The following is an 18,385-nucleotide window of genomic DNA, read 5'->3' on the forward strand; positions in this document are numbered from 1 at the left end:
AAAGAATTTATATAGATTTTATTTTAATGTTACAACAACCATTACCGGATTATCCTCTTCATCCAATCGGTTTATCAATTCATCCAGTTCTTTTTTTCTTTCCGGCAGTAAAGCTTTCGAATAGCGTTTACCTTTACTCAGATAACCTACCATCCGGGCATTTGCCAACTGATTTCCCAACCCTGTTCCGGGAGGAGTAAAATCAAATCCTGCCGCCAAATCATCTTTTATAATCACATTTGAAAAACTCTTCTTCTGTTTATCATACAATCCCACAAAGCTATCATTCTTCAGGACATAAAGCACAAAGAAATAACGGTCTGACTCAAAAACCTGTTGTACTGCAATTGATTGAAAACGTTTTCCGGGATCTATTTCATTGGCAGATACATCCACATCCTTCCCCGAACAATCAAATTTCCATGCCAATGTCTTTTTTCTGTTGGCATCAATTTTATAAATCAGATTCTCCAACGCAGGTTTAAAGTAAATATCGCCCCCATAACGATACATTACATCGCGGGTAGATAGGTTAACACCATATTTCTTTCCAGGTTCCATATATCCTTTCCAGATCTTTAGTTTCTTCCCATTTTCATCGATAAGGAACAATTGTTGGGGATTATCCTTTCTCATAAAATAATTATTATCACAATAGAGAATAGATCCCTGACCGTCTACAGCTCCGGTACCCATATTCAGGTGAGGAGCCGGTATACGACGGAGAAATTTACCATTGAAGCCATAACAGATTATATCCTGGAAATCCTGAACATACAGTTTTTGGTTATCAGGGTCAGTAAAAAACAATAATCCTACCGCATATTCTTCAGGCCCCTGTCCTTGCCGACCTATCTTATTCATAAACTTACCATTTTTATCGAACCGATAAAAACTTCTGGTCTGTGCGTCACCCGCAATAATCGAGTTTCCGGCATAAATAATACTACATTCATTCCCCAGCAGACAATTATCAGTAGTTTCTAAAGGGAAATAACGTACATCAGATGCCAGTTCACTCATTAATACCGTCTTAGGACTTTGTGTAACAGCCTTTGCCAAATTCAGCGTGACGGCAGCTGCATTCTTCTGAGCAAATAGTGGAAAAGCCAACACATGGGCTAATAAAATGCAAAATGTAAATGATTTCATAATACCTCCTATCTTTTAAATGTATAAAGAATCACTACCGGATTGGCTTCATCCCCGATATTCAATACATCAGGAGCCTGCTTTAGATATCCTTTTTCACGTAAAGCCAAAAGAATATCAGCATTCACCACTTGTGCGCGTCCCCCATCCGCCATTACATACTCCGGCCAGAAAGGTATCCCTCCATCTATATCATTATCCATGCCAATTACATTGCCGCCTGGAATGGCAGCACTACATTCCAAATAATCATCCGGAATACGCTGCGATTTCAGTTCACCGGTCTTCTTATCGAATCTTTGTATAAAAATAGCATCTCCTTTGTACAGACGCAAGTAAAGATAGTGAGGAGATTCGAACAGATCATAGACTCCAATAATCTGATCCGTTTCAACTGTATTATCCCTGAATTTATTAATATTAGCAATATCCATATAATATTCAGTCGGGTTTTCCCGTTTCAGAACATAAGCCGGCTCTATTCCATTAGCATAAATCCCGGCCACCGTATCATTGCATGCAGTAAACAGCAGTACCCCTTCTGTAGAAGGAGAAAAGCAGATTTCTTTCATGAAACAAACGTCCTGAGAGAGTCCTTGTGGAAAAAGAGACTTAGACTTTAACAGCAAACCATCAGCCTGTTGCAATGCGCCTGCCCATGGTGCTTGTTCAAAAGGCTTCATGACCAATCCTTTCAATGCTCTCTTCCCATCCGCAAAGACATACATTCCACCGGCCTGCTTCGCCGTTGTATCATTCCGTAGAAAAGTTCCGTCATACGAATACACCAATGCATCCCCTCCATACTGGAATATAGATAATTCTTTATTGCTATCATCAACCGCAAGTTCACTTATCATACTATACTCTCCCGGCCCATTTCCCTGGCGGCCGACCCGACGTATGAACTTACCCTTTCGATCAAATTGCAACACTTCTTCAGTCTTTCCGTTATACATAAACATGTAATCCGTCGTCACCTGCAGATTCAGCAGATTGCTAATCAGGCATGAGTCTGTTGTTTCCAAAGGAATATATTGTATGCTCACCACATCTTCTTTCATGGAGATAGGTGTCTCTTCCTGCAAAGCAGAGCGTACATTGACAATCGGGCATTCGGATAAAGAAGAAGATTTTGGCTGGCAGGCCACCAGCCCGAGCAGCCATAAACCGTTTAACAATAATATTGTGTTTTTCATAATGACTGTCTCTCAATATTTATTTTTCAGGGATATGTATACAAAGATACATTTTCAATTTGAAAAATCACTTAAAATCAATCATTTTTATCCCTATTTATAAACCCGACAATCAAATACCATATAAATTTAGTGTGATCAGTCCGGAAAGGTTGGTTGTTCAAGCCACCTTAGCATCTCCGCCTTACTCCTTCTGCAAGTAGCCAGCAATGCTTCTAAATTACGTTTATCCCGTTCACCCATATCAAAACCCGAATTGATGCCCCTCGGATGATGAAGATGATATAACGGTCCTTTTACACGTGCAATGGGCAACTCTAATATCTCCAGACGTTTCACTCTTTCGGCATCTTCGGGACCCCAACCATAAAACGCTTCATTCTCTCCGCCTGCCCGCAGATAGGCAACCCTGTTCACTAGAAAAGCTCCTCCCACCGAAGGTCTCATCCCTATTGAAGTAGCATCCACCTTTTCCAACACCGATACGTCCTTGCGGATTCTGTCACTCATAGCTTCATTCAGAAAGATAAAACGCCCGTCATACGGGAAACACATCACACAGCCCGAACAAATCCTGCCGACCGCTTCTCTCAACTGAACCGGCGGAATAATCACATCCGTATCCCAGATGCCTGCAATCGGAAACTTAGCCGATCTCAACAATATATTTAAATAACGTGTCCGGTAGAATACCGGATCATCATCTTTCACAAACCGATAGCGTAACCTCTCACACGTCTCAGACAAATAAAAACGTTGCTCTGTATCCGCTTCAAGAATATCCACTGATACCTCTGTCTGCTGTAGCAGCAAAGAAAGGATAAACCGAAGATTCTCCGCCCTCTCCGGATTATCTACCCGCAAGGGGATGACAATGCTAACCCCTCTTGTCAGATCCATACCGCCTCCTTTCCAGATATAATCATGCCCTTCTCACAGTACTCCATCAATTTCTCGACTTTAGCATTGAACACATTCAACCGATGCAACAGGCAAAGAATAAAAAACACCTCTTCGAAAAGTGAACTTTCCCTGACTCCGGGCAGCGAGTCTGCTATCCAGTCAATCAGGTAAATTAAATGCTCTTTCATTCGCAGCACCTTGATGTCTTCCTCACCTTTCCTCCGGGACAACCGGTAATACAGATAATAAGCGAGACCACAAATACCTTTCCCGATGCCTAAAGTTCCGATCGCCCTACTATTAATCGTGTTAAATACCCTGCAATCGATCTGCCACAGAATCTCGTCGGCATCCCCTTCCACAAAGCCCTCCTGCAACAGATACTCAATTCCGACACCTACTCCGCACAAACCGTCACCATAAGTCACCGGAAGTTCCAAAGAACAATTCTCCATCACCTCATCCAGCAACACTTCTGCTTTCTCTTCCCACTCTTCTTCAGCCGTCTGCCGATAAAGACGATAGAATCCGATGATTTTCCCCATTTCTCCCATCATCCCCGGATTTTCTATCCCTCTTACGCTTTCCATATTTTCTTTATTGACGTAATCAATCATTTTATTACACCGACCAGGCAACCACTTCCGGAATTTGCCTTTCCTCCTCCGGGGGAAACGTTCTATAATCTCCATAACAACGGGTCAGATAAGTATCGTATCCTGACGGAACCGGAAACTCCACTCCTTCAAATCGTGCAGTATCCAGATATTCCACCTCATCCAGCCGCAAATGAATACGGCTCTCACTCAAATTCCGTTCAAAACTGTTCGACAAAGCATTCTCATACTTACCATCCCAATCATAGATGAAAAGATCCAACTGTAATCCACCGAACTGCATCGGCTCGGCCGGAGTCTTTTTATCCGGAACATACCGGCTGTGCCGATCTCTCAACCGCGCCTCAACCAACCAGCTCCATGGAGCCATGGCCGGTTCTGTTTCCGGAGTCTGAAAAAAATATCCTGAGGCAGTTCCGGTACACCCTTCTCCAAAAAGAGTGCATAATCACTCCTTAACATCCCCACATCCGTATCTGTATCCCAAGGAATAAACCCCTGATGCCGGATAGCTCCCAGCAGTGTACCATAATCGAGCCAATAATCAATATCGTGCTTCTTGCAGACAGTATCGAAAGACTGCAATAAATAAAGCATCCTCCGATGTGCCTCCTTTATATCTATATTCATAATTTATATTTTAATATTCCGGCCAAATACCGGTTTTCCTCTTTACTCCTGATAGCAATACGAATATACTGCTTTCCATACATTCCCCTCTTCAGGCTACAGTCTTTTACCAGAATATCATGCTCTCTCAGCAAAACTTCCGCAAGCTCTCGGGCGTTGTACTTATGGGTCACTTCACATAAAAAGAAGTTTGCTTGTGAAGGAAATACCGCTAAATAGCCTACCTCCTGGAGTTCTTCAAAAAAGAGCGCTCTTTCCTCTCTAAAGCAGGCACATGCCTGCCGGTAGTCGATTGTATATTTGTCCAGAATCTGTAAATAGTACTCCGCCAAAGAGTTTATATTCCAGACCGGAAGTTTCTGCTGTAATTCATCCATTAATTTATGGTCACCGGAAACAGCAATTCCCAATCGTAATCCGGGAATTCCATGTGACTTAGACAGGCTCTTTATCACCACCAGATGATTATACTCCTTCAGTATCTTGTCATCAATCAGAGAAGTTTCTTCTCCTCCCTCCGAGAAGTCAATAAAAGACTCATCCACAATCAGCCGTATCGAACGCTCCTGAGTCCATCCCGCTAATGAAATCAAATCCTCGTAAGGGATACTATTTCCGGAGGGGTTATCCGGATTCAGCAACAGTAATGAAGTCACTCCCTTATCCTCAAAAAATGTTTTCAGGTCGCTTACGGTATAGCGATAACCTGGCCCCAACGGCAAGAAAGTCTCTATCCGGTCATCACCTACCAGATATTCTTCAAATGTAGGAAGAATCACCCCCATTCTACCGGAAAGCAACTCCATCAGCTTTCTTATCAACTCTGCCGCCCCATTCCCCACCGCGACAGCCTCCGCAGGAATGCTCCAGTGCTTCGCCACCAATCGCCTGTTTACATAACTCCCCGAAGGGTATTGCCTGAGCAGTTTATCAAAATTAGCTTTCAGTTCTTCCAGCATCCTTTCTGTCGGGAAATGCGGATTCACCAGATAAGCAAAATCAAACAAGAAAGGGAAACGCCAATACCCTCCATAACGTTTCTGGTAACCGGGCAAAAGCCCTTCTTTCTTACCAAATAGCGTTTCGGCAATATCTAAATCCTGCATGTCGTCTATCTCATACCACTTTTCACCCTCAAGCGGCAAAGCCTTCAGCCCGGCTTTATCCAACAAAGACAAAACGGCCAGTATTTGTTCGTAATATGCACTATTATCAAAACATTTGCAATAGGCTTCCAGAAAAGGTACGTACTTACCTACAGAAAACTCCTTACTAAAACGATAGATATTCACCGTCTTAAAATAAGTAGGAGTTTTTTCGTACGAAAAAGTATGTTTAGATACAAAGTCCACAATAAACTGCTTTTCATCCACAGTCACCATAGTCCCGTCCATCCAACTCTTATAACGGTCTACTACTGCTACATCCGGATACGGTTCTTCGAGCACTCTTTCAAGTATTCTCTTCTCAAAAACAATATCCGATTCTAACAATAAAGTATCATCAGACGCTAAGTGATGCCGCGCCAGAAACAGAGAATAAATATTATTGGTATATGCATAGTAAGGGTTTTCCAGATAATAAATAGGAATTCCGCAATATTCATTTCCCAGATACGCCCGTAGTTTGTCACCTTGAAAACCAATCACAAGCACAATCCTCGATAGTCTTGCGACTGCCAGGTTTGCCAGTAACCGATCTATGATCCGGATACCGTTCACCTCAATCATACACTTAGTGTCATACCGGGTCAATTCTCCCAGACGCCTGCCCATTCCTGCTGCCAATATAATAGCCTGCATATCTGACCCCTTATTAAGTTCCTAACTCCGGCTGACTTTTTGCCAACCGATAATAAAATCCCTCTTTGTCTGCCTCAAACAAGAAGTGCCGCAGTCCATGGCATCCAACCGAATATTATAAAAACAAGCTAATATTTTATGATTTAACATGGCACAAATTAGACTTTCCAATTGCTAATTCATAGTTAGAGGGTGAAGGACAAAGATATTTACACAAACATTCTTTACAAACAGGCAATGAATCACGGGTTCTACGCCAAGACGTTCCTCTTTTTAATTCATTATAAACGATTTCCCTATAATCATCATGCCATTTACCTATAGGGGAAAAGTTCAAATTTGCATACACAAATCCATTCTCTAGCATCCTAATTTTGCCAAAATCATTTGTATTAAGTTTTTGATTTGCAAATATCTCATTTTTAGTCCACTTAGTAGACAATATATCTTGCATATTCAAAAAGACATTGTCTTCAAAAAAAGAATAATTACCTACATTATAGAAAGGAATGATCTTTGCATTTAAGCATAATCTTTCAATTATATCACAAGCCTCATTATATTCATTCCAAGAAGTTATTTTAAACAAATATTCAAACGGTCCTCTACTTTTAGAAATCAGAAGTAAGTTCTCAACATCAAAATCTGCGAAATCAACAAGTATTCTAATAACGGAATTTTCCAAATTCAAAATATGATCAATATCTTCATCATAGCCTCTAAGCTGTGAGTAATGAACATAAAAACTCTTTTTATAGGATATTTCATTAAGTTTTATGAGTAATTCCCTCCAATAAGGATACAAAAACATATTACCACCTGTAAAATGAAGTTCAAATACATTTAAATACTCTAGTTTTTTCAAAATAGCTTCTAATTTTTCAAATGCCAAACTCTCATTACTCTTATGACACCAACACATTTGTTTATAAATCAAATTACAATCTGGACAGTTTTTATTACATTTTCCTGTTAAGCAAATGAACACATCAGTTAAATTACGTAGAACATTTCCTCCAAAAACAGAATTATCCACACCTTCTATATCCTCACCAATATTCACATCAGGAACAGCCACAATTGGCTTCTGAGGAAATTCATCAACATCAAACAAACTACCACAGAAATTAGATTGCATTGAAATCACAAATTCGCCAATAGACTTTCTTCTCAACAGTTCTTCATCCACTTGTGAGCAATACAAATTCTCAGGTAACATCAATTGATCTATAAAAGATAATAAATCCGGGGAACAATTATAAATATATCCTTTCCCACTGATAGAATTATAAACCAATATATGATCTTCTTTTTTCCAAAGAAAAACATATGTTTCTACAATAAACCAATACTTTTTCATGCAAATACCATTTTATTAACTTCTTCAAATAAACTTGGATTCTTCTCAAGCACTCCAAATATCTCAGACAAATAATGTTGATATTGAATTTCATTCATCTTTACGTGACATACCGGTACCCCATTTTTCAAAGGAAACTGTAAGAAGCACTCACCACAATTCTCTATTAAATAGCATCCCCGGCACTGAGATCTCATTTTTTCATAATAAGAATTATATATGCTAGCAATCTCCTCAAAGTTCAAATGTACTTCATTATCTACAGTGCCCAACACATGATGTAAACTGATCCTCTCACATGTTAACAATTTATTATCAGCTGTCACAAACATCTTTTTAAAAAAAGGCAAACAGGTTCCGGTAGGTATTCTCTTTTTCTGCTTGATAGTCCCATACAATACCTCACAATAATGTTTATAAGCGTTATCTAATTGATAATAAAAGAAGAATCCCAATTCCTTATATACTGGAGACCTATCCTTTCTTTTAATCATCATTTCTGGAGACTCTTTATAATCTTTAGCTATTTCTTGATATTTTTGTTCATCACTTAGTGCTGTATGTGAAATCGTCTCTATTAAAGGAATTTTACCAAATTCATTGAATATAAAGTCATGTATATCATCGACCGAAGAATGGCTATTCAGGACTGAGTTAAATTCAACCTTATTCTGAAAGTAATCAGGGTATTGCTGTTGTAGCTTTTTCACATTCTCATACACCGTTTGAAAGGATTGTTCCCCATCAGCCTTTATTCTCAACACATTATGTGCTTCATTGCCATCCATACTGATCAATAAAGAAAAATTGTGTCTAACAATAAAGTCTTTATACCGGTCAAGCAGTAAGGCATTAGTAGTCATACTATATATAAATACCAAACCTGTCCTTTCAGTAATACTTTCGCATAGAGAAACAATTTTTTCAATCAAAGAAAAGTTAACCAAAGGCTCTCCACCATAAAATCCTATTCTGATCGGATGTTCATAAGAAAGATTTTTATTGGAAGTCCACAAAGACATTAAATAATTCAATACAGTTTCAACTGTTTCAAAACTCAGATTTTTTTTCTCCACTTTATCTGAGTACATGTCTCCATAGCAACAATATTGACATCGCAGGTTACAGTTACCTGTTACTTGAAAAAGAACATTATCTATGAATGCAATTTGCTTCTCCACAATTTCCGGAGTTATTTTTCCATCGATAAAATCTTCCTCATTAATCTCTTCAAAGAAACCATTATCCCTCAAAAATAGATATTTATCCAATAACAAACGTTTTTCATCATCACCTATTTCTAAATTCTGATTCATTATTTTAGCAAACAAAGTTTCCTCTCCATCATTGTTGTCCAATGCCTCTATCACCTTTATCACAGGGTGTACATTCAGCAAAGACGACTTTCTACTATTATATAGGTAATAGTTTCCTTCCTCAGTTCTAAAAAAAGTAAATGATTTCATTTTGTTTTCAAATTAGCTATTATCAATATCGGGTTATCATCTTCTCGCACACGTTTCATCAGGTTCAGTATTTGTGGAGCCACAGTCCGTCCGGCAGACTGTTCCTCTTCTATAAATTCTTTCAACTTATAAGGCCAGATGGTAGCTAAAAGCTTTTCATTATACGCCCCCCAAGAAGGAGAGAAGGTCTTCATACCACCCAGATCATCTATAATCTGTTTCACCGCAAACGTCTCACCCGTACGTTTATTGTAAATAGCTGTTAATGGAGAAGTCTCAGGCAGTTTACGCAGCTCCCTGAATGGCATACATTCATAGACAGATAAAAAAACGAAACACTCTGTTTCAAAAACACCGGATACTATATATTTGTGATCCAGCATTTTAATCATTTTTGCATTTTCCAAGTTGCCCGATTCCCAACATTTAAAAGCATCAGAAAACAATCCATCCTCATATAGATACTGGATAGGAAACCGTAATTCTTCATCCAACTCCACCACCCAGCGAGGCATCAGGGAAGTGGGGGTAACAGTAAAAACTGTATCCGTATAAAAATTATAAAATAAGGTCGTATCTTTATAGTAACTCGTGTACTTAAAACGAGGATCTCCGCCACTCATGGACGGTGCGCCCCCTTTCCTGCCCCACGGCATCATACTGCGTTTGGCTACAAACTCGTAATCCGTATTTATGAAATAAACCGTATCCGGAAAATTATAAAACATCAGGTTTTCTCCTGCCGGAGCAAAGCAGACCTTATTGACCATACGCCCAACCGGCGCAGTGTCCATCGTTTTCTGGGCATACCAGCTTAGCTCTTTCCCCGTACACTTCCCCCGGTCATCATATTCTATTATTTTAGAGGCATTCCCATAGAAATGATTATTCAAATACACTATATCAGCCACATGCGCATAGATATCTTCACAAGCCCCTTGACCCTGGCTCCCAATACGGAACAAGAACTGCCCATTCCAATCAAAACAATAGTTTGAGTAAAATATGTATTGGGGAGAAAAGGTCAAACGCTGATAATTGCCTAACATACAATTCGGATTCGTTTCCAAAGGAATATAACTGACACTATCCACCAGCTCCGAAAGCATCATTTCCTCTCGAACATTCTTTATCGCAGTTGACAAATGAATAATATCATCCCGAACAACAGGATTAGGATTCACTGTTTTTTTGTTACTACAAGCCGTGAAGCCCAATATCATAGCACCCAGTATCAATATCATTCGCATAGTTCTATACTATCATTAAGTTAAAAAATAGTTTATGTTTGCTACTTTTCCTGCGAAAAGACAGCAAACATAAACACTTTATTCTCGCTACAGGCTATTACAGATTGTCAAATCTACTTTACTGGACTCATATAATTAGTAGATTTAAAAATTAGAAGATTTAAAAAATTCCGCTTCATGTTTTAATCCCAAATCCGAGTAATAATTATGCTCATTGTATTGATTTGAACAAGCACACGAACATTTACCTGTATCTGTATTGGCCTGAAGATTCTCCTTTCCAAAATAACAATAATTGCCACCGTAAAGATTTGCCATATCACGAGATTCCAAATTAGACTTATTAAGTCCATTCAGTTTAATTGAGTTTAATTTTTTCATAAATATAATTTTAAAAAGTAAAACAATAAAACAGTCACACACTGTATAAAAACAGACATTTTTCTTTAATACAAATTTCTCCTTCAGCCACTTTTCGGATTTAAGGTTCAACCATAATGGACTATTACTAAGGCTATGGGCGGCTCTATTTCCCTAAAGTTCCACGCTGTTTAGATTGACTACTGTCACAAACAATCAGAACCTACAAAGCCTTTAATAATAGTGCCATTCTATCAGACATAGTTTTTAAACTATACATTCTCTCATAATGCGCTCTACAGTTTCGAGATATAATGCCCACCTGGTCATTAGAAAAAAAATCCAAGAAAGCTTGTACAATTTCACTCTTCTTATAGAAGAATGATCCATCCCTTTTTTTCCTCATTTTAATCTTAATACCATGAATGCCGTCTTCAAACATTTCCGATAAACCTGGTGCCGTAGTACCAATGATAGGCAAACCAAACATAAGCATCTCTATAATTGTATAACTACATTGTTCGGTAAAAGACAGTAATACTCCAACATCTGCAATTTGGTATATCTTATACAATTCTTTCTGGTTTAACTTACCTACAAAAGTTATTCGGGAACAAAATCTTACCAAATGAAAGTATCGGTTAAAATCTCCACTTCCAGCTATCACCAAGCGACAAGCGGGCATTTTCTTTAGCAAAATAAGAAAAGCTCCTATCAAGTCATCCACCCCCTTTCCTTCTTCTAAACGACCTGAATAAAGGATAATTCTGTCATTCTGTAGAAAGCCGAATGAATTTCTAATCTTATTCCTTACACTCTTACTTATTTTTATATCATAATCTGCTATTCCATTAGCTATCACAACACTTTTACACATGTCCAACTTATACTCATCACATAAAGTTTTTTGAGTCTGGACCGAAAGAAAAATAACCTTATCTGCAAGTCGCAACATATTGCCACTATCAATGTAATCCTTTAATATGAGACTCTCTTTCAATATATGCTCCCTAAGCAGGCTATGCAATTTATCAACATTTCCTTTCAACGCCAGTACCCAATTGACAAAATGGACTGTCACCCAAATAATTGCTTTGGGACATAGTTCTTTCATCTTATAAGCAATATCATATTGATGCAAATAATTAAAATGAAAGATATTAATTTTATCATCATCCATCATTGTACATAACAAATAAGCCACAGTTCTATAGTACACTCCACTATCACGATATAGTCCTTTGTATCTTAATGGAATCTTCAAATATTTTAGGCCATCCACCTCAATCTCCTTCAACTCTGATTCAGAAGAATCCAATTCAACAATAGTGACAGATAGCTCTATCTCTCCCTTCAGGTATTGAAGCATTTGTTCAACATAAGTTCCAATGCCACAATTCTCCGTATCTACTCGATCAACAACTAAGTAAAAGTGCTTCATAATACACTAATTTACTAATTCTACCATCATTCTTAGCCCAACACCGGCACATCCGTTGGATATACCTATTCCCCACTTCCATAAGTCTTCATCCTGAGGAATATTTGGAAAATCGATCACATCACTCAATAACAAAGGGGCACGATAAACTACTTTCCCTTCAAACCAATCCATATATTTACACCGGAAAATGGATATATGACTATCTCCTTTCTCTATCTTCTGCTTTTTTGCAACTTCATATAAGTCTTCCAAATAGATTTTATCAAAAGGGGTTCCCAATAGATTACCCATTGATCGTGTTAAGACGTACAAGAAAACACCTTCCAAACCCGAAGACAAAGTTTCATCCGATATTCTTCGCACATCTCGCTCCATTATTTTTTCATCAAGATTTCTCAATATCTCATTAATATTCCCTTCAATAAATTTTTGCTCGGAAAGGTATTCAATTGCCCATCCAATTCCACAATACCCATTTGCTAAATCATAGGGCAAATAATTATGCACTTCCTCAAGCACATTATCAAGTAACTCTCCTGCTATTTTCTCATATAAATCATTATGAACATAACGCGAATAATTATAAAGAAAGAGGACAATCCCCATCTTTCCATAATAGAGTCCTATATCATGTACAGAGTTGCTAACCAAAACTAAATGATTAACAATCTTACTCAATATTGCTGACTTATTTATCTCCAAACGATCCATATACTAAATTTATTCAGTATATTATACCTGCTATTAATACCTTTATTAATTCGATCGAAACACTCTTTGGGAATGAAAGCCCCCCATATAATAAAATTGGAGAAAAGCTTTCATTGAGCAAATAACCAAAACTATCTGTAGCATTTGTAAGTTCATATTTTTCTGTTATTAGATTTGTTTGCAAGGTATGCCCACCTTACTTCATATCCAAATATTATCAGAAAAGATGTACCGAACGTAGCCTTTTTTTATACCGAACGTCATATACCTATAGAAATAATCCTTATAAACAGAAATATATCTAAAAAACAGATATATTTGCCTCTGACAAATAATCCTTTTTAACCACACAAGCATGAAAAACACAATACCAATCTTCTTTGCAATCAATGAAGAATACATTGACCATTGCTGTACCTCTATAGTATCTATTCTTGAGAATAATAGATATTTGAATATAAGCATATACATTCTGACAGATTATATTTCGTTAGAAAGCAAAGAGTTCCTTCAGGAAATAAAAAATGTATTTACCTGTGTAACTATCCAATGGGAAATAATAGATTCAGAATCATTCAAGCAACTCAAGAAAAAAGGAGGATACATCACCGAACACACTCTTTATCGTTATGCCATCGCAGATCTTTTTCCCAATCTGGATAAAGCCCTATACCTGGATGCAGATTTAGTAATCAATGGCAGCATAGAGCCATTGTGGGAACTGGATTTGGAAGGTTATTATTGTGCAGGAGTGGATGATATCTTTATAAGACGAATCAATTATAGAAAGATACTGGAACTAGCGGAAAAGGATGTATACATCAATGCAGGCGTACTGCTGTTGAATCTGAAAGACCTTAGAAAAGATAAAATACAGGAAAAGCTATTGCAACACACATCAATTTATATAAACCGGGATCGATATCAGGATCAAGATGCAATTAATTGTATATGTAAAGGCAAAATAAAGCTAATTCCCAATATCTATAATTTCACTACCAGTGAAACTTTGCATACCCCTGAAATGTTATCCGACATCATCATCATTCATTATACCGGAAGTATAAAGCCATGGCATCAAGAGTACACTTGGCAAGTATTAAAAGAGCTATATTGCAAATACAATAGCTCTATGAACAAAATCAAAAATCGACTTTTATCAAGGTGGATGGAACGAACGATTGAGCTTTTTCAATTAAGCCAAAAAACGAACGATACAGAATTAGAAGAGGAGGCAGATAAATTACTGAACAAGATAATAGACCACTGCTCTCTGGCTGTTCCTATCACTTACGAGAATGGGTTATGTGGCATTGGAACGGGAATTGAATATTTACTGCAAAAGAAACTGGTCGAAGGCAATAGTGATGAAATACTACATCAAATAGACTCCGCTGTATATTCAGTCATTGAACAAAAGTCTTTGACTGACCTCGGATTAGGAAAAGGAGTTTCGGGCTTAGCTTACTATTTCTATTCACGTCTATGTACAAGAGAAAACTTCAACACTCCCACAGCCTTAAAAATAAAAGAATATCTCTTCCACCTGATAAATTGGATAGCAGAGTTGCTTCCGGATACAAATAATCGGCCTGTATTATGCGAAGTTTATCTGGTTCTTAGCCTGTTACACGAACTAAACATCCCTCAAGCACCAATAGAGACATTAATGCGCAATAGCCTGTCCCAAATAACAGGCTATTAGTTCCGCAGCTACTAATACTTATATAAAAATCAGAAATCTATCAGTGTCAGGCCATATTCATTATTTCAGCTTCACTACAATCAACGCAGGATTCAATTCTTCTTTTAAAGGTTGAGTTCTGACAGAAATCAAATAATTGCCATCTTGGGAAATATACTCCGGGAAAAAAGTATCACCCTCCAGATAAGGAGGAAGCTTACCTGTAGGTTCACCAAAATAATCCATCTCTTTTTTTGATAATTTTAGTTCGAAAAGATCCGCCTGATGATTTGCCTTATCATAGAATGCAGTTAAGTAATATTGCTTCTTCTGATCTATGTCTACTGTAATAGCCCCTAAGACTAATCCATTAGCAGTCATACTGAACAAAGGAACGTATGGCATGTGCAAAAACAATTCTTCGTCCGGATTTTCCAAAGAGTAGCGCAATCTATCGTTAGATCTCAGCTTTCCCCAGTCGATTATATATTCAGGAGAAAGAGAGTGCTTTACCGTATCCACAGAGAAAATAGTGTCATTAAGCAACTGCTTAAAGTACAACTTATCATGTAAAGATGAAAATTGGGCTTCACGAGGGAAAAAACAAACTCTTTTTGCCTGATAGTTTTGTTGATATGGAATAGCCCCTCTCTTTTCATCCCGTCGATAGAACACAAGACGTTCTTTTTCATCTCCTCCACTCTGAGCTTTAAAACCTATAAAGTTCTTGTCCGACATTGGATAAATGGCAGAAAACATGTCCGGAAGTGCCTGATAGGATTCAATAAACTTCCCATTTAAGGAGTAAACATTAACTTTATTATTTAAGTCTGTAATCAAAACACGATTGTTTATATAAAGCAAATTCATCAACATTGTATATTCCTCCGGACCACTCCCTTTCTGAGCTATATCACAAACAAATTTTCCGGAATGAGAAAAAAGAGAGCACTTCTTACCATATCCTATGATAAAATACTGATCGGTCATTATTAACTGGCTCACGTATGGAATCAGTAACGAATCATTCGTCTCTAATTGCACGACCTCTACACTTTCCGCAATATCATATACAGATTTCTCCACCGGATTCTCGATAGCATCGGCTAAGTCTATTACAGGATAAAGACTATTTTCTTTCTTACTACACGAGTAAAAGAGAAATGTACTTAAACAAAAAAATAAAAGTGATTTCATAATATCGGTAACTTTAAATGATTAATAATGATAATATATCAAAATGGGATTATCTCCAGGTTTGTTGCTTCTCAGTGTTTCATCACTATTTGCATTGATATACCCCGACTTTCGCAATTGCTCTATTTCGCCAGAATTAATACTCGATACATAAATCTTTTGAAGAGGAAACGAATACTGGAAACGGATTGGAATATCACCATTCAAATGGTTTATATATCCTCCGGAAATACCATTAGGAGGATAATTGACTCCCTGAAGAACCTTATTTTTTATATCATATCGCATAAAGCATAAAGTCGGACACGGATGTGGAGCTTTTGGATGATAACAACATAAATAGAGGCTGGAGTTTGTTTCTATGGCCAAAGAGTTGCCGCTGACTCCAATTCCTTGAACATGATCTATTTTATCGCGTGTATTACCACTAAACAAACGATACACCGGAAAAATAGAATCAACAGTTACCTTATACAAAGTGGTATAAGGCTGAACAATTGGGCTGCCACTTCCCCCATTATTCCAAACCAACATGCTTCCATCTGATTGATAAGTGAAACTATAATAGCTAACCTTACACAAAGCCAAAGTGTCAGACGGAACAAAATAGTTCAACTGATGTACCATTTCCCCCTTTTCTGAAAATACGGCTCCGCCAAAATAATTCTTATCAGTCAATGGCATACACCATGGTGAAAAAGCAGCCAGGAATTTTTCATTCAGTCGATGTACATATTGAGAATGATATGGCATATTATACAATTCAGCAATATTTCCTTGATAGTTACCATCATAATCATAGACTTCTGTAGTGCCCTCTGAACCGCCTTCCTGATTCAGATAAAGTAATTCCTTGAATTCATCAGCTCCAATCCATAATTTTAAAGACGAATAATCGTTGGATATAATCTTCTTTATAAGCTTTCCTTTCCTATCGTATTTAAAAACTCCCGCATCACTACCGGCCAATACGAAAATATAATCTTTAGTTACCGCCATACTGAGTATACTGGCACGAACCGGCAATTTCACAAAATTATCCAACTGGACATACGAAATGCTATCTACCAATTCCTTCACTGAGATGGGGTCCTCTCTATCTAAAACACTGGTCATCTCAACAATCGGACAATCAGATGGCACCTGAGCTAACAAATCAATCTTCTCTGAATGAAAAGAAGAGCAACCGATCAGATGCACCAATATACCCAAATACAAGGCCAATCGAACTTTATTCATACCAATTTATATTTAAAACAACAATCCAACATTCTAGATTTCGATAAACAGACAAATCTATTTTTTCAAATGAGCTATTATAAGAACCGGATTATCATCTTCTCGCACGCGCTGCATCAAGTTCAGTATTTGCGGAGCCACAGCCCGTCCGGCAGACTGTTCCTCTTCTATAAATTCTTTCAACTTATAAGGCCAGATGGTAGCTAAAAGCTTTTCATTATACGCCCCCCAAGAAGGAAAGAAAGCCTTCATTCCACCCAGATCATCTACAACCTGTTTCACGGCAAACGTCTCACCCGTACGTTTATTGTAAATAGCTGTTAATGGAGGAGTCTCAGGCAGTTTACGCAGCTCCCTGAATGGCATGCATTCATAGACAGATAAAAAAACAAAACGCTCTGTTTCAAAAACACCGGATACCATATATTTGTGATCCAGCAGTTTAATCATTTTTGCGTTTTCCAAATTACCCGATTCCCAACATTTAAAAGCTTCAGACAACAATCCATCTTCATATAGATACCGGGTAGGAAACCGTAATTCTTCATCTAACTCCACCACCCAGCGAGGCATCAGGGAAGTGGGGGTAACAGTAAAAACTGTATCCGTATAAAAATTATAAAATAAGGTCGTATCTTTATAGTAACTCGTGTACTTAAAACGAGGATCTCCGCCACTCATGGACGGTGCGCCCCCTTTCCTGCCCCACGGCATCATACTGCGTTTGGCTACAAACTCGTAATCCGTATTTATGAAATAAACCGTATCCGGAAAATTATAAAACATCAGGTTTTCTCCTGCCGGAGCAAAGCAAACCTGATTGACCAAATGTCCAACCGGTGCAGTGTCCATTGTTTTCTGGGTAAACCAGCTAAGCTCTTTCCCTGTACACTTCCCCCGGTCATCATATTCTATTATTTTAGAGGCATTCCCATAGAAATGATTATTCAAATACACTATATCAGCCACATGCACATAGATATCTTCACAAGCCCCTTGACCCTGGCTCCCAATACGGAACAAGAACTGCCCATTCCAATCAAAACAATAGTTTGAGTAAAATATGTATTGGGGAGAAAAGGTCAAACGCTGATAATTACCTAACATACAATTCGGATTCGTTTCCAAAGGAATATAACTGACACTATCCACCAGCTCCGAAAGCATCATTTCCTCCCGAACATTCTTTATCGCAGTTGACAAATGAATAATATTATCTCGAACAACAGGATTAGGATCCACTGTTTTTTTGTTACTACAAGCCGTGAAGCCCAATACCATAACACCCAGTATCAATATCATTCGCATAAAAAATTCCATATCCACCTATTCTTTAAATTAGCAATTACAAGAACCGGATTTTGCTCCTCA

General features: G+C 37.9%; 17 protein-coding genes. 1 reads left to right on the plus strand and 16 read right to left on the minus strand.

Annotated features, from left to right (window positions below; translation table 11 throughout):
* Positions 1 to 18: 18 nt before the first annotated feature.
* From BSHG_RS01135 to BSHG_RS01085, 13 genes are all read right to left on the minus strand, one after another.
* Positions 19 to 1,152: a 6-bladed beta-propeller gene (locus tag BSHG_RS01135; protein WP_005803968.1), complete on the minus strand. Its 1,134-nt coding sequence runs from the start codon at positions 1,150 to 1,152 to the stop codon at positions 19 to 21.
* 8 nt (positions 1,153 to 1,160) lie between these two features.
* Positions 1,161 to 2,351 (minus strand): 6-bladed beta-propeller, encoded by a 1,191-nt coding sequence (locus BSHG_RS01130; RefSeq protein WP_008661551.1) that lies wholly within the window; start codon positions 2,349 to 2,351, stop codon positions 1,161 to 1,163.
* A 138-nt stretch (positions 2,352 to 2,489) separates the two neighbouring features.
* Positions 2,490 to 3,251, minus strand: coding sequence for a galactosyltransferase-related protein (locus BSHG_RS01125; protein WP_005791239.1), 762 nt, complete (start codon positions 3,249 to 3,251; stop codon positions 2,490 to 2,492).
* A complete protein-coding gene (locus BSHG_RS01120; RefSeq protein WP_005797449.1) occupies positions 3,242 to 3,844 on the minus strand; it encodes a hypothetical protein in 603 nt (200 codons plus the stop codon). The genes BSHG_RS01125 and BSHG_RS01120 overlap by 10 nt, the downstream gene beginning before the upstream one ends.
* Positions 3,845 to 3,875: 31 nt before the next feature.
* Positions 3,876 to 4,241 carry a LicD family protein gene (locus tag BSHG_RS23810; protein WP_225550712.1) on the minus strand — a complete coding sequence of 122 codons (366 nt, stop codon included), beginning with the start codon at positions 4,239 to 4,241 and terminating at the stop codon, positions 3,876 to 3,878.
* Positions 4,205 to 4,468, minus strand: a complete 264-nt coding sequence (locus BSHG_RS23815; RefSeq protein ID WP_410488869.1) for a LicD family protein — start codon at positions 4,466 to 4,468, stop codon at positions 4,205 to 4,207. Before BSHG_RS23815 ends, BSHG_RS23810 begins: the two co-directional genes overlap by 37 nt.
* A 29-nt stretch (positions 4,469 to 4,497) precedes the next feature.
* Positions 4,498 to 6,303 carry an aminotransferase class I/II-fold pyridoxal phosphate-dependent enzyme gene (locus BSHG_RS01115; protein WP_008661555.1) on the minus strand — a complete coding sequence of 602 codons (1,806 nt, stop codon included), beginning with the start codon at positions 6,301 to 6,303 and terminating at the stop codon, positions 4,498 to 4,500.
* Between the two features lie 136 nt (positions 6,304 to 6,439).
* Positions 6,440 to 7,663, minus strand: coding sequence for a TIGR04150 pseudo-rSAM protein (locus BSHG_RS01110; RefSeq protein WP_008661558.1), 1,224 nt, complete (start codon positions 7,661 to 7,663; stop codon positions 6,440 to 6,442).
* On the minus strand, positions 7,660 to 9,129 hold the full coding sequence (locus BSHG_RS01105; RefSeq protein ID WP_008661562.1) for a radical SAM peptide maturase: 1,470 nt from the start codon (positions 9,127 to 9,129) through the stop codon (positions 7,660 to 7,662). Before BSHG_RS01105 ends, BSHG_RS01110 begins: the two co-directional genes overlap by 4 nt.
* Positions 9,126 to 10,379, minus strand: a complete 1,254-nt coding sequence (locus tag BSHG_RS01100) for a 6-bladed beta-propeller (RefSeq protein ID WP_008661563.1) — start codon at positions 10,377 to 10,379, stop codon at positions 9,126 to 9,128. The genes BSHG_RS01105 and BSHG_RS01100 overlap by 4 nt, the downstream gene beginning before the upstream one ends.
* A gap of 144 nt (positions 10,380 to 10,523) precedes the next feature.
* A complete protein-coding gene (locus BSHG_RS01095; RefSeq protein WP_008661565.1) occupies positions 10,524 to 10,760 on the minus strand; it encodes a TIGR04149 family rSAM-modified RiPP in 237 nt (78 codons plus the stop codon).
* A gap of 202 nt (positions 10,761 to 10,962) precedes the next feature.
* Positions 10,963 to 12,180, minus strand: coding sequence for a TIGR04157 family glycosyltransferase (locus BSHG_RS01090; protein WP_008661566.1), 1,218 nt, complete (start codon positions 12,178 to 12,180; stop codon positions 10,963 to 10,965).
* A 6-nt stretch (positions 12,181 to 12,186) separates the two neighbouring features.
* The gene (locus tag BSHG_RS01085; protein ID WP_008661568.1) at positions 12,187 to 12,894 is read right to left on the minus strand and encodes a lanthionine synthetase LanC family protein; all 708 of its coding nucleotides are present in this window, start codon (positions 12,892 to 12,894) and stop codon (positions 12,187 to 12,189) included.
* 355 nt (positions 12,895 to 13,249) lie between these two features.
* On the opposite strand from BSHG_RS01085, the gene BSHG_RS01080 reads away from it, so the two are divergent.
* Positions 13,250 to 14,599, plus strand: a complete 1,350-nt coding sequence (locus BSHG_RS01080) for a glycosyltransferase family 8 protein (RefSeq protein ID WP_008661571.1) — start codon at positions 13,250 to 13,252, stop codon at positions 14,597 to 14,599.
* Positions 14,600 to 14,659: 60 nt separating this feature from the next.
* Here the strand turns inward: BSHG_RS01080 and BSHG_RS01075 are convergent, their stop codons facing one another.
* Genes BSHG_RS01075 through BSHG_RS01065 form a run of 3 tightly spaced genes read right to left on the minus strand, consistent with a single transcriptional unit; the run spans position 14,660 to position 18,334 of the window.
* A complete protein-coding gene (locus tag BSHG_RS01075; protein WP_005803950.1) occupies positions 14,660 to 15,775 on the minus strand; it encodes a 6-bladed beta-propeller in 1,116 nt (371 codons plus the stop codon).
* Between the two features lie 21 nt (positions 15,776 to 15,796).
* Positions 15,797 to 17,014, minus strand: a complete 1,218-nt coding sequence (locus BSHG_RS01070) for a hypothetical protein (protein WP_008661573.1) — start codon at positions 17,012 to 17,014, stop codon at positions 15,797 to 15,799.
* A gap of 57 nt (positions 17,015 to 17,071) precedes the next feature.
* Positions 17,072 to 18,334 carry a 6-bladed beta-propeller gene (locus BSHG_RS01065; RefSeq protein ID WP_008661574.1) on the minus strand — a complete coding sequence of 421 codons (1,263 nt, stop codon included), beginning with the start codon at positions 18,332 to 18,334 and terminating at the stop codon, positions 17,072 to 17,074.
* Between the last annotated feature and the right edge of the window lie 51 nt (positions 18,335 to 18,385).

The organism is Bacteroides sp. 3_2_5 (genome assembly GCF_000159855.2).
GTDB classification, from domain to species: domain Bacteria; phylum Bacteroidota; class Bacteroidia; order Bacteroidales; family Bacteroidaceae; genus Bacteroides; species Bacteroides fragilis.